The 12,275-nt window shown below is 48.7% G+C and carries 11 protein-coding genes and 1 tRNA gene; 4 read left to right on the forward strand and 8 right to left on the reverse strand.

The genetic code is table 11. The features are described from left to right. Positions 1 to 2 precede the first annotated feature (2 nt). A complete protein-coding gene (locus GU926_RS02550) occupies positions 3 to 1,166 on the forward strand; it encodes a BamA/TamA family outer membrane protein (RefSeq protein WP_160688716.1) in 1,164 nt (387 codons plus the stop codon). A 61-nt stretch (positions 1,167 to 1,227) separates the two neighbouring features. Here GU926_RS02550 and GU926_RS02555 read toward each other — a convergent pair whose 3' ends face one another. The 5 genes from GU926_RS02555 to GU926_RS02575 form a co-directional block, all read right to left on the reverse strand. Then, on the reverse strand, positions 1,228 to 2,007 hold the full coding sequence (locus tag GU926_RS02555; RefSeq protein ID WP_160688718.1) for a S1/P1 nuclease: 780 nt from the start codon (positions 2,005 to 2,007) through the stop codon (positions 1,228 to 1,230). A gap of 94 nt (positions 2,008 to 2,101) precedes the next feature. Beyond that, positions 2,102 to 2,407 carry a hypothetical protein gene (locus GU926_RS02560; protein ID WP_160688720.1) on the reverse strand — a complete coding sequence of 102 codons (306 nt, stop codon included), beginning with the start codon at positions 2,405 to 2,407 and terminating at the stop codon, positions 2,102 to 2,104. A 75-nt stretch (positions 2,408 to 2,482) separates the two neighbouring features. After that, a tRNA-Thr gene (locus GU926_RS02565) sits at positions 2,483 to 2,555 on the reverse strand. Positions 2,556 to 2,688: 133 nt separating this feature from the next. After that, positions 2,689 to 4,872 carry a DUF349 domain-containing protein gene (locus GU926_RS02570; RefSeq protein ID WP_160688722.1) on the reverse strand — a complete coding sequence of 728 codons (2,184 nt, stop codon included), beginning with the start codon at positions 4,870 to 4,872 and terminating at the stop codon, positions 2,689 to 2,691. Positions 4,873 to 4,894: 22 nt separating this feature from the next. Next, positions 4,895 to 5,449 carry a YqgE/AlgH family protein gene (locus GU926_RS02575; protein ID WP_160688724.1) on the reverse strand — a complete coding sequence of 185 codons (555 nt, stop codon included), beginning with the start codon at positions 5,447 to 5,449 and terminating at the stop codon, positions 4,895 to 4,897. 185 nt (positions 5,450 to 5,634) lie between these two features. Between GU926_RS02575 and pdxH the strand changes: the two genes are divergently transcribed. From pdxH to GU926_RS02590, 3 genes are read left to right on the forward strand one after another with little or no spacing between them, the layout of a single operon-like run. Further along, positions 5,635 to 6,288: a pyridoxamine 5'-phosphate oxidase gene (pdxH, locus tag GU926_RS02580; RefSeq protein ID WP_160688726.1), complete on the forward strand. Its 654-nt coding sequence runs from the start codon at positions 5,635 to 5,637 to the stop codon at positions 6,286 to 6,288. A gap of 46 nt (positions 6,289 to 6,334) precedes the next feature. Beyond that, positions 6,335 to 7,612, forward strand: a complete 1,278-nt coding sequence (locus GU926_RS02585; RefSeq protein WP_160688728.1) for a DUF1015 domain-containing protein — start codon at positions 6,335 to 6,337, stop codon at positions 7,610 to 7,612. Continuing rightward, positions 7,599 to 8,168 (forward strand): Maf family nucleotide pyrophosphatase, encoded by a 570-nt coding sequence (locus GU926_RS02590; protein ID WP_160688730.1) that lies wholly within the window; start codon positions 7,599 to 7,601, stop codon positions 8,166 to 8,168. Before GU926_RS02585 ends, GU926_RS02590 begins: the two co-directional genes overlap by 14 nt. 336 nt (positions 8,169 to 8,504) lie before the next feature. Here GU926_RS02590 and GU926_RS02595 read toward each other — a convergent pair whose 3' ends face one another. Genes GU926_RS02595 through GU926_RS02605 form a run of 3 tightly spaced genes read right to left on the reverse strand, consistent with a single transcriptional unit; the run spans position 8,505 to position 12,275 of the window. Beyond that, the gene (locus GU926_RS02595) at positions 8,505 to 9,494 is read right to left on the reverse strand and encodes an NAD(P)H-dependent glycerol-3-phosphate dehydrogenase (protein ID WP_160688732.1); all 990 of its coding nucleotides are present in this window, start codon (positions 9,492 to 9,494) and stop codon (positions 8,505 to 8,507) included. 13 nt (positions 9,495 to 9,507) lie between these two features. Then, positions 9,508 to 10,902, reverse strand: a complete 1,395-nt coding sequence (locus tag GU926_RS02600; protein ID WP_160688734.1) for an efflux RND transporter periplasmic adaptor subunit — start codon at positions 10,900 to 10,902, stop codon at positions 9,508 to 9,510. A gap of 8 nt (positions 10,903 to 10,910) precedes the next feature. Further along, entirely contained in the window at positions 10,911 to 12,275 is a 1,365-nt protein-coding gene (locus GU926_RS02605; RefSeq protein WP_160688736.1) for a TolC family protein, read from the reverse strand.

Below are 12,275 nucleotides of genomic sequence, written 5' to 3' on the forward strand. Positions count from 1 at the left end.
AGTTGAAAAAGTATCTAATCCTTCTGCTAATCATCTTTCGGGGATTTTCTGGAGCCGCACAGGAAATGCCACCCGTAAAGCCAGATTCTGTCCTTACTCCGGCGCCTGACACTCTTCTGGTAACTCAACCCGTGCCTGTAAAGACTACTACTGAGGACACTTTGCGGGAAACCAAATCAAAATGGGACCTATTCCCTATCCTGTATTATACCCCAGAGACCCAGTTCGCATTTGGCGTAAAGGCCATTTACGTGAAGAAGTTTGCCGGTAGCACGTCAAAAGACAGGCCTTCTTCTTTTCCCCTAACGTTTACCTACACCACGCAGAAGCAAATCATTGTAAATGCCAACGCTGATATCTGGAAACAGCACAACGCCCGCCACCTGCAAGCCTGGGTAGGATACTCCATTTATCCCTATTTCTTTTATGGTGTTGGCAATGACACGCCAGAGGAAGATGAGGAAGAGTTCACCAGTCATATTTTTGACACCTACGCCCAATATGAACAGAAGGTGTTAGGGCATCTGTACCTGGGCGGAAGGTATGAATTCCGGCATGAAACTGTCCCCACCGTGGCTCCTGAAGGGCAGCTGGCTACCAAAGATATTTTGGGCAGCACTGGTACCCGCGCCTCGGGGTTGGGGCCTGTATTGAGTTATGACACCCGTGACCATCTGTACTTTCCAAGAAATGGAGTTTATCACCAATTGTCCTACTTGCTATTCAACAAAGCTTTAGGCAGTGAAAGCAATTTTAGCAGATACCGGCTTGATCTCAGAAAGTACCTGGGTATTAAGAGAAGTGTCCTGGCAGGACAGGCGTATTTCAACTTCACAACGGGCAACATGCCGTTTCAATACTTATCTTATTTAGGAGGCGGCAACGTGCTGCGCGGATTTTTAGAAGCCCGCTACCGCGACCGCCATGCCATGGTGTACCAGTTAGAATACAGGGCGCCTTTGTATAAACGAATAGGTATTGTGGGCTTTGCCGCCACGGGGCAGGTGGTTCCCTCCTTGAAAGACTACTCCTTTGCGGACCAACACTTGGCAGCCGGCGGCGGCCTGCGCTATAGACTTAACGAAGAAGGCATGAACATCCGGATGGACGTGGCCGTCTCCAAGGCTGGGAACTATGTATATTTCTCTGTGAACGAAGCTTTTTAAAACCCCATTAAATAGAAAAAGGGAAGCAAAACTTGCTTCCCTTTTTTATGGAAAAATTCTCTTATCCGTAAATCTCATTCAAAACCCCGGCTAATCTTATACCCGCCTGAAGTAGACATTTTTCAATGGTTTTGAAGTTCTGATACGAATATTTGTAGCTCAGTTTAAGATCTGGCGGCAAATTGTACACTTGCGGGCGGTATACCATCATGCCATAGGCCCAGTCTTTGATGGTGCCGGCTTGCCAGGAAGTCATTTCCTGTTGTGTAGGCTCTCCAACAAAATAAGCCAGTTCGGTAAAGCTCAGGTCCTTGTTATCAATCATGTCACTGTCCCAAACCCGGTGCAGGTTGGAGTTCTGACCAAACCACTGCAGACGCACCGAGTTGCCGCCGTTGTCATCTTTACCGCCAACGTGCATTGGTTGGTGCAAGTCTCCTACCAAGTGTACCAGATATTTCAAGTATTCCTGCTCCTTTTCCTTAGTAAGGTTTTTGGCTTTAAGGGCGGCAATCACATCCTCTAGCTTCATGACCAAGTCACCTTTAGGGTTCTTGGTAGTCTGCTCATAGGTGGTGTTGTCTGGAATGGTCACCCAGTGCCAATCATGGGTATGGTTGTAGGCCGAGTCTGATTTGATGTCGTCCATCCAGGTGGAAACCTCTGCCAGCGAGTTGTCCTGCAAAATCTGCATGACTTTCTTTCTTACCTTCTTTTTTAAATGCTGCTCAGCCACCTGGCCTACCACGCGGTGACCCGTTTGGCCCCAAGCAAACGCTTGCCCCACCAGCAAGGGCAACACAAAGGCAAGGCAGATGAGTTTTTTATACGTTGTTCTCATGGGTATAATAAATTCTTTGTTGCAGAAACGGAGAGCAAATATAAAGAACTTCTGCGTGCCTGCTAATAGGTGTAACCAGATGGAGTCAAATTGACTAGTCTTCCTCTACCCAACCCCTAAAACTCTGTTCCTGGGTATTGTAAAAAACCTTCAATACTTTCTCAGTGGCGGCTCCTTCCTCTAGTATGGTGAACTCATAGTACAACTGGCCGTCTCGCTGTTCATCATCATCAGAGGTGTTGCTCTTCTCCTCATTCATGATGAGATTGTCACCGGTGAGCATGAGGGGGGCGTGCAGGAACACTTCGGGCGGGGAAAGGTAATGGGTGGTGTTGTACAGGATGTAATCTGTAGACTTGAGCAGTTCTATGTTTCCCTTAACTACTATTTTATCTTCCATGGTGGTGAATACGTGAAGGAAACCTGTGTAAAACAAAAAAGCACTTACATCTTGAAGATATAAGTGCTTTTTATGAGCCTCCTGCCGGGATCGAACCAGCGACCTACTGATTACAAGTCAGTTGCTCTACCAGCTGAGCTAAGGAGGCCTTCCGTTATCTGCTTCAGCGTTGCCGTGTTGCTGATAACGATACAAAAGTAGCGGTCAATTCCTTATTTGCAAAACCCTCTCTCACTTTTTTTGCAGGTTTTTAGCAAACCCCTGAAAGTCAAGAGAAAAAATTATGCTCGAAGGGCCTTTAATTGCCGCTTGAGGTGTTGAATGCGGCCTTGGGCATCATCAATCTTGGCCTGATACTCCTCTCTGAGTTTTTCTGCATTCTTAGAACGGGCAAAAAATTCAATGTTGGTTCTCAGAGTGGAGATGTCATTTTCCAGGGTGGTGATGTCTCTGCGCAGGTGCTGTTCTTTCTGGTACAACTTATGGTCGCCGTCTGGGCTGGACTTGAGCTGATTCAACTGCAACTGGAACAACTTCTGTTCCCGCTCCTCCCCGTTCAGTTCTGGTACGCGCTGCAGGTACTGGGCCAATAGTTGGTTGAACCGTTCTTCTACCTTGACGTTGCGCTTGCCTTCGGTGGCCAGGCCTTGCCACTCCTGGTTGATGGTGTTGAATTCTTCCAGGGAACCAACCAGCGCAGGATCTTCAATCTTGGTAGACAGTTTCTCCACGTATTCTAGTTTGGCAGCCGTCAATTGGTTCAACTGCGTTTCTTTGTACTGGGACTCCTGGTGCAGACGGTCAAAGAAAGCATTACAGGCAGACCTGAAACGGTTCCAGATTTTGTCTGAGTACTTGTCAGGCACACGGCCAATGGTTTTCCATTTTTTCTGCAGCTGAATCAGTTTTTCTTTGGTAGGATCCCAGTCTTCGCTGCTTTGGAGGCTTTCTGCTTCTTCACAGAGCGCTACCTTTTGGCGGTAGTTTTGCATCTTCTCCTCATCCAAGGCCTTAAAGAAGGTGTTCTTGTGATGGAAGAAGGCTTTATAGCTGCTCCAGAAAGCTTTGTTTACTTCTTCGGCGTTTTCTTTAGGCACCAGACCAGCGGCATCCCAGCGTTCTTTCAATTGCTGAATCTGATCGGTTTTGTCACGCCAGTCATTGATGCGGTCTGAAGTGAAGGTTTGGTATTGTTCAATCTCGGCAAGAAGCGCGCGCTTCTTCTCAAGGTTTTGCACCTCTACCTCTCTTCTGGATTCTAAGAAAACTTTCTTGCGCTCATGCACCTTCTCTGATGCCTGAATGAAACGGTTCCAGATTTGGTCGCGCACATCATTAGGCACGGGTCCAATGTGTTTCCACTCATCATGCAAGTTTCTGAGTTCTTGCAAGGCTTTGTTGATGTTCTCCTCTTGGGCCAGGCTTTCGGCACGGTCGCACAAGAGAGTTTTGGCGTCCAGGTTGCGCTTGCGGTCCAGTTCTTTTAGCTCAAAGAAGATGCTGCGGTTGTTGTAATACATGTCCAACAAGGCATGGTAGGAATTCCAAAGCTGCTGGGCATCTGCGTTGGGCACTTGTCCTATGGCTTTCCACTCAGCCTGCAGTTCTTTGATGGCGCTTCCGCTGGCGTTGGTCTCAGAAGACTCCAGCAACACTCTAAGGCGTTCCAACAGGTCTTTCTTCTTTTGCAAGTTTACCACTTTCTGCTCTTCTTCCTGGCGCTGCTCTCGGGCTCTGCCTTCGCGGTATCGTTGGATGGCCTGCTCTACGTCCTGGTGCTCTTTAGGGGCATGGTATTCAAAATCATCGGCGGCACCGCCATCCGCTATAAAACGCTTAAGGGCGTCTTGCCGCTCTTCATGGAACCGCTGCTCGTACTGGCGATATACCTCAATCAATTGTCTAGATGATTTTTTGGGTTGGCCTTCCGTAGCCAAGGCAATGATTTTCTTCCTGATTTCCTCAATGGGGGCATGGCTCAGGTCTTCATGGGCATGCAGGTCTTCATCGTCAAGATGGTGGTGGAGGTCATGCACAGAAGTAGGTTCTGAGGATGGCTCTTCGGCCGGTGGCTGAGTAGCGGCGGCAACTGGTGCCACTTCTGGCTCTAAGGTTTCTGGAGCGTGCATAGCAGGTGTTTCAGGTTGAACAGGAGGTTCTGAAGGGGCTGCCTCTGGGGTGGCTGGTTCTTCAGAGGTGAGAACGGAAGATTGGGCTAGGGCTGGTTCCTCTATTGGGGCTTCCACTTCAGGAGAAGCTTCGGCTTGGGGAGTACTTTCTTCCATTTCTTCTACCGGGGCAGATTCTACCAGGGTATCTGTGGTAGTAGCCTCTGCCGTAGAGGAACGGGCGTTAATGTCGGCTAGTCGTTCCTCCACAATCCGGCGCTGCTCATTTGCCCGCTGCTCTGCAGTAGGTTCAGCAGAATTCTTTTGATGTTGGTTTTCCTGTTCTTGGTTCATCATACACGCGAGGCAAATGCCGTTATTAGTTTAAATTTGGATCTGCTGGGTAGTTTGCATACATCTTGTACTTTCCCCCCATTTGTTTTAAAATATCTCTCCAAAGAGAATCTATATTCAAATTAAGCAATTTATTAACTGCCTTATTGTTTATAAACCAAACATTTTTGTCTATTTCCTCCTGTAGCTGGTGGGGGCTCCAACCTGAGTAACCTACAAAGAATCTAATTTGTTCTTGGGATATTAATCCTAAGTTAATTCTTCTTGTCAATTCCTCAAAGTCTCCGCCCCAAAATAATTCTGGGGCAATCTGCTTTGCTTCAGGTAAATCCAGTATTTTATGGATATAATGTAGGGTATTGGGCTGCATGGGGCCTCCAACAGCCAAAGTAATGTCAAAAATTTCTTCATTTATTTCTATAACCTCTGAAAGATTAATGGAAGAAAGCTTGTTCAAGACCAGGCCCACGGTCCCTTCTTTGTCATGCTGGCAGACCAAAACTACGCTTCGCTCAAAATTTGGGTCTCCTAAAAAAGGTTCTGATATTAAAATGCTGCCGTTTTGAATCTCTTTCGCCATAAGTAATCTGCTAAGATTTGCTGGGGTGTCTTTCTCCTATACGTATTTGGTGGCTTCATGGCGGTACCTAACTGTATTATACCATTATTACCATATAACAAACCCGGTAGATAAGTTGCTTGCGGCCACTGGTGCCCAAACCAGCAATTATTTCTCTACTTTTGGCGTATTAAACCACTGCCACCATGGAAAAGCCACTTTCATTAGCTGATATACGCAGTAACTACTCTAAAAAGATTTTAACCCGAGATGCGGTTTCTGATAGCCCGCTGCAGCAGTTTGACGTCTGGATGCAGGAGGCGTTGACGGCCCAGGTGGAGGAAGCTACGGCCATGACCCTGAGCACTGCAGATAAAAACGGAAGGCCTTCGGCCAGAGTTGTCCTATTGAAAGCTCTGGAACCAGAGGGGTTTATTTTTTACACCAACTATGAGAGCCGCAAGGGCCAGCAACTGGCAGAAAATCCCTTTGCCAGCCTCACCTTCTTCTGGCCCGCCCTGGAGCGGCAGGTGCGCATAGAAGGAAAAGTGCAGCGAGTAGACCAAGCCAGCTCAGATGCTTATTTTCAGAGCCGCCCACGCGGAAGCCAGATTGGGGCCTGGTCTTCGCCGCAGAGCACGCCTATTGAAAACCGTCAAGTATTAGAGGAACTTGAGCAGCAATACACGCAGCAGTTTGAAGGCCAAGATACTGTGCCCCGCCCGGGCCACTGGGGAGGGTACCTGGTTAAGCCAGAAAGAATAGAGTTCTGGCAGGGCCGCCCCAACCGCCTGCATGACCGGTTAGTATACCTTGCCACAGAAGAAGGCGGCTGGAAGATTGAACGCCTGGCTCCTTGATTCGGCGTTTTTTGCCTCTTTTCTGAGAAATAGCCCAAAAACAACCATGGCTGACATTTTGCCCATAAAAGGCTTTCGGTACAACCCAAAGCTTCCGTTCTCCATAGATGCGCTCACCTCTCCCCTGTTTGACGTGGTCTCCCTCAAGCAGCGGCAGGCCCTCTATAGAAACGCCTATAACAGCATTCATTTGTCCGTTCCGCCAGGACCAGAACCTGCCGAAAGCGCCAGAAGAACCGTGGAGCACTGGAAACGCGCGCAGATTCTGCAACAAGATCCACTGCCGGGCATTTATGTGTACTACCAGTATTTCAGGTTGCCGGGTTCAGAAAAGGAATACGTCCGGAAGGGATTCATGGCGAATATAAAAGCCTATGCCTGGGAAGAACAGGTGGTGTTGCGTCATGAGAACACCATACCTGCCGCCGTTAATGACCGCATAGAACTGTTAGAGGCCACCAAACTACAGACCAGCGCCACCCACGGCCTGTACGCCGACCCAGATTTTGCCCTTGACCCGTACATGGATGAAAGCATCACCTCTCCAATCTATGAGTCTGAAGACTACCAGGGTGTGCGGGATGTCTTGTCGGTGATCCATGACGCGGCAGTGATACAGAAATTTGTAGACCATCTGCAAAATCAGCAGGTACTGCTCGCCGATGGGCACCACCGCTATGAAGGCTCATTAGCCTATCGTCAGAAAATGCTGGCCAGCACGCCCAATGCCACCGGAGCCGAAGCCTTCAACTACCACCTCATGTACCTTACCAACGCAGACTCAGATGATCTGCGCATTCTGCCCACGCACCGGCTGCTGGAGTCGCTACCCATTCCAACAGAAGTCTTTTTGGAAAGACTGTCTTCTTATTTTACCGTTAAGCCCATTGAAGACGCATACAGCCTGCAAGATTTGATTGTGGGCAAACAGTGGGCCTTTGGGTTGTATATTGAAGGTCAAGCCTACAAAATCATCCTCAAACCCGAGGTGCACGCGCAGCTGAACTGGGATATCCCTGCGGAAGTAAAAAATCTGGACCTGAGCGTGCTGCATTTTTTTGTGTTTGAGCAGATTCTGGGAGTATCCAGGGAAGAACAGCGCTATTACCCGGGCCTGTCTTACGTAAGAAGCTTCGCCGAATGCCTCTCAAAGGTAGAAAGCAGTAAGGCGCAGGTGGCCTTTATCACCAACGAAGTAAAAATGCAGGAGGTGAGAAGCGTATGTGCCTCGGGCGCGGTGATGCCCCAGAAGTCTACCTTCTTTTATCCCAAAGTAATCTGTGGTTTCCTTTTTAGCTCAATTGAAGAAGATGAATTTAGATAAAACCGTAATCCTGGCCTCCAACTCGCCCAGAAGAAAAGAGCTGCTTACCAATCTGGGCATCCCCTTTGAAGTAAGAATAAAAGAGGTAGACGAGACCTATTCCCCAGACTTGGTGAAGGCAGAAGTAGCCGAGTTCCTGGCTGCCCACAAAGCCACCGCCTACCAAGAAGACCTACTACCAAATGAGGTGCTCATCACCGCAGACACCATTGTATGCCTGGACGACAAAGTCCTGAACAAGCCCTATGACCACGCCGAAGCTACCCGCATGCTTAATCATTTGTCTGGCAGAAGCCACGAAGTATACACGGGTGTCTGCCTCATGTCCTCGGAGAAAAGCCTGGTGTTTAGTGATGTGACCACCGTGCACTTCAGAGAGCTGACCAGAGAGGAAATTGACTTCTACATAAATAACTACAAACCGTTTGACAAGGCAGGTAGCTACGGCGCACAAGATTGGCTGGGCATGGTAGGCATTGAACGTATAGAAGGCTCTTACTTTAATGTGATGGGCTTGCCGGTGCACCGTCTATACGAAGAACTTTTAAAGTTCTAATTGCTAAGACCAGGGTTCGCTCCAAAACCAAAGCTGTCGTTTTTAGCCTGTTTTCATGGAAACAGGCTAAAAACGACAGCTTTGGTTTTGGAGAGTTTTAAGTTAGAATAGTAGTTATGCTTAGTCTTAAAGCGTACTTGAAATGAAACTCAAATTGTGAATGTGTCTGGTTGAATGTAACCAAAAAGACAACAGTATATTTCAGGCCACTCCTCAAATCATAAATCAAGCGAAGAACGTTTTTGGCTTGTTTTCCAGAAAATAGGCTAAAAACGAAAGCGCCTGCATCTTATATTGCAGGCGCTTTCGTTTTAATTAAGAGAAGGCTAAGGTTTATTATTTGAACTTGTCCTTCAATATCTCAATTTCTACGGCCGGCGAAATCTTCTCATATAAGATGTTGTATACGGCTGTGGTGATGGGCATGTCTACCTGCAGACGCTTGTTGATTTCATAGATGCTTTGCACGGCGTAATAGCCCTCGGCCACCATGTTCATCTCAAACTGGGCGGACTTTACGGTATAGCCGCGGCCAATCATATTCCCAAAGGTTCTATTGCGCGAAAACTGAGAATACGCCGTCACCAACAAGTCTCCTAAATAAGCGCTGCCGGTCAAGTCTCTGTGCAGCGGCATCAAGGCATCCAGGAATCGCTCAATCTCCTCCATGGAGTTGGATACCATCACCGCCTGGAAGTTGTCGCCGTAATTTAAGCCGTGGGCAATGCCGCAGGCCAGGGCTATGATGTTTTTCATGACGGCACAGTACTCAATGCCATCAATGTCATCCAGGGGATTGGCCTTCACGTACCGGTTGCGCAGCAGCTCACAAAACTGCTCGGCCCGCTCCAGGTTCAAAGACCCGATGGTTAGGTAAGACTGCTTTTCCAGGGCTACTTCCTCGGCGTGGCAGGGGCCGGCAATCACGCATTGCTGTTCCGCGGGGACATGGTATTTCTGCTCCAAGTATTCTGTGATGAGCAAATTTTCCCGAGGAATCATGCCCTTCACGGCAGACACTAAAGTTTTGCCTTTGAATGCGTCTAAGGGTAAGTCTTTGAGGGCGGTTTGCACAAAGGCGGCTGGTACGGCTAAAATCACCCAGTCTGCACCGGCCAGGGTTTCCTGTAGGTTGGTGGAGGGTTTTACATGGTTCAGGTCAAAGCGCACACCGCTCAAGTAGCGCGGATTGTGGCCGAACTGCTGTAAATGTTGTACGTCTTCCTGGTTTCTGATCCACCAGCTCACATCGGCTTTGTTCTCTGACAAAACCTTGACCAGCGCGGTGGCCCAGCTTCCTCCTCCTAATACTGCTATTCTTTCCAAGGCGTGGCGGGTGTTAGTCAATTTCTACTTCTGCAGACGGATCGTCTTTCAAGTCCTTACTCAACGATTTCTCATCTTTCACGGTTACCTTGTCGCCGTTTTTCAACTGCTTAGAGACGGCTCTGAACGGCCCCGACACTACTTCCTGGCCTTTCTGCAGACCAGACAGAATCTGAATGTTGTCAAAGTCGCTGATACCGGTGGTTACTTTCACCATTTTCACGGTGCCTTTGTCATGGACAAACACTACCTCGTCAGGACGTTCTTCGGCACGGGCGGGCTTGGCGTTGCCGGCTTCTTCCTCTGATTTCTTGCCAGCGGCTTTCTTGGCCTTGTCGTCTTCTTTTGCACGGGTGGTTACGGCAGCCAATGGCACTGAAAGCACATTCTCCTGTTGGTCTGTGATGATGTCTACAGAGGCAGTCATACCCGGTCTGAATGGCGTGCGGCCATTTTTCTGGATAAGGTCTTTGTAAGAGTCATTGAGCATTCTAATGCGAACCTCAAATTCAGTCACGGCCTCTAGGGAAACGGCGTCTTTGGCCGTGTTGGCAATAGCCGTCACCACTCCCTTGAACTTGCGGTTGGAGTTGGTGTAAGAATCCACTTCTACAATGGCAGAGTCGCCCAGGCGCACGCGCACGATGTCATTCTCATTCACGTTCACGCGTATCTCCATGTTGTTAAGGTTGGCTATGCGCATGATTTCAGTACCAGCCATTTGCGAGGTTCCTACCACGCGTTCGCCTTTCTCCACGTTCAGTTTAGAAACGGTGCCACTTACGGGAGCGTAAATGGTGGTTTTGTTCAGGTTCTTTCTGGATTCCTCCAAAGAGGCCAAGGAGCTTTGCACGGTAGACTGCGCGGCTCTTACGTTCTGGCGGGCAGCATCTACTTCGGCACGGTTGCCCTCATACTGGGCGCGGCTGGCTTCATACTCAGACTGTGAAATCACCTTCTGCTTGTAGAGCACCGTGTTGCGATCAAAGACCTGCTTTACGTTTTTGCTGTTGGCCAGGGCTTGGTCTAAGCGGGCTTTGGCCTGGGCCAGGTTGGCGCGTTGGGTATTCACAGAGGCAGACTGCATCTCCACCATGGACTGGTAGTTGTCAGGGCGTATGCGCAACAACAACTGACCGGCGCGCACGGAGTCTCCTTCTTTCACGTACAGTTCAGTGATTTCACCAGACACGTCTGGAGAGATTTTTACTTCAATTTCTGGCTGTACTTTGCCAGAAGCGCTTACTTTTTCTACAATGGTGGTAGGCTTCACCTTGTCCACCATTACCTCAATTCCTTCTTCTTTGCCTATCCACCCTTTTTTCTTTGCCACTAAGGCGCCAATTAAGAGAAGCACAACCAGGCCCCCTAAAATGTAAATGAGTTTGTTTGATTTGCGTTTAGCCATGATCAGGATTATAGGGTGATGGTTTTACCTTGGTAGAATTCTAATATCTTCAGTTTGAAGGTGTAGTCGTACTTGGCCTGAATGATGTCAGACTGAGCTTTGACCAGGTTGTTGCGGGCCACGTTAAAGTCCACGTTGTTGATGAGGCCGTTGTTCAAACGTATCTCGGCGTTTTTGAAGGCCTGCTCAAAAGCCACCAGCTGTTTTTTAGCCGCTACAAACCGCTTCTGGGCGCCAATGGCGTCTGTGTAGGCCTGTGCAATGGTGTAGTTAAGCTGGTTCTGGGCTATCTCTGAGTTGATTCTGGCGTTGTTGAGGTAGACCTTAGACAGCTGCACGTTGTTTCTCACCCTGAAACTATTGAAGATGGGGATGTTGAGGTTCAACCCGATGAACTGCCCAAAATTGTCTCTTATTTGCTGAGAATATGGGTCCTGGTCCGGGAAAAGGTTTGTTTTAGAATACCTGCTGGAAATATTGCCCGAAAGGCTAAGCGTGGGCAGGTAATTGCCGCGCGTTATATCCAACTGCTTTTGGGCGCTTTGAATTCTAAGCAGTGAACTCTTGATTTCAGGCATGCGCTCCAGCGCCGCTTCAAACACCTGCTGAGAGTTAAAGGCAATCACGGACTGATCTGGATCTGGCAAGCTGGGCGTCTCAATGGCAAAAGTGGCCGTATTTGCCTCCTTTAAGTTAAGCAACTGAATCAAGTTTAACTCAGCCAATTCTATCTGGTTCTGGGCCGTGATGATGTTCAGTTCATCGCTCGCCATCTGGGCATTCAAATCCAGTAGGTTGCTTTCTGGCACGCTGCCCGCTTTGAAGAGTTTTTCGGTGCGTTCAACCTGTAATTTTGTGAGGTTCAGACGCTCCTGATTCGTTTTCAATAGCTCCTGGTTTAACAGGATTTGCATATAGGCCTGTACCACGTCCAGGGTGACGTCGTTTTTCACCTTTTCTACGTCCAGAACGCTGGCCTGTTGGTTTAGCCTGCTTTGCTTGATGGAATTCTGCAAACGGTTGCCGCTGTACAAGGGAATGGAGCCAGAAACGGAATAGTTGCTGGACTGGTTCTGGGCGTTGAGAGACTCATACGTTACCGGATCATTAAACAAACCGAAGCTGTAGCCATAACTGGCGCTTGCGTTCAGAGACGGCAGAAGGTCGTTTCTGGATTGCTTCAAATTGACAGTTGCCTCCTCCACAGAAAGGCCTCTTTGCAGCACCTGAAGATTGCTCTTCACTCCTTGGTCCACAGCCTGCTGCAGGGTCCAGACGGTTTCAGAGCCGGTGGCGGTCTGCGCCTGCCCGTAAGAATAAGACCCAATTACTAAGCCCAGCGTGGCCAGTACAGTTGAAGAGAAATTCCGCAT

Origin of the sequence: Nibribacter ruber (assembly GCF_009913235.1) — a bacterium.
In the GTDB taxonomy this organism is placed as follows: domain Bacteria; phylum Bacteroidota; class Bacteroidia; order Cytophagales; family Hymenobacteraceae; genus Nibribacter; species Nibribacter ruber.

Excerpts from the sequence above, each read along its gene's own strand:
- GU926_RS02585 (WP_160688728.1), top strand. The coding sequence starts at position 6,335 with ATGGCTGACATTTTGCCCATAAAAGGCTTTCGGTACAACCCAAAGCTT.
- GU926_RS02590 (WP_160688730.1), top strand. The coding sequence starts at position 7,599 with ATGAATTTAGATAAAACCGTAATCCTGGCCTCCAACTCGCCCAGAAGA.
- GU926_RS02560 (WP_160688720.1), bottom strand. The coding sequence starts at position 2,407 with ATGGAAGATAAAATAGTAGTTAAGGGAAACATAGAACTGCTCAAGTCT.
- GU926_RS02600 (WP_160688734.1), bottom strand. The coding sequence starts at position 10,902 with ATGGCTAAACGCAAATCAAACAAACTCATTTACATTTTAGGGGGCCTG.
- GU926_RS02555 (WP_160688718.1), bottom strand. The coding sequence starts at position 2,007 with ATGAGAACAACGTATAAAAAACTCATCTGCCTTGCCTTTGTGTTGCCC.
- GU926_RS02575 (WP_160688724.1), bottom strand. The coding sequence starts at position 5,449 with ATGGCGAAAGAGATTCAAAACGGCAGCATTTTAATATCAGAACCTTTT.
- pdxH (WP_160688726.1), top strand. The coding sequence starts at position 5,635 with ATGGAAAAGCCACTTTCATTAGCTGATATACGCAGTAACTACTCTAAA.
- GU926_RS02605 (WP_160688736.1), bottom strand. The coding sequence starts at position 12,275 with ATGCGGAATTTCTCTTCAACTGTACTGGCCACGCTGGGCTTAGTAATT.
- GU926_RS02570 (WP_160688722.1), bottom strand. The coding sequence starts at position 4,872 with ATGATGAACCAAGAACAGGAAAACCAACATCAAAAGAATTCTGCTGAA.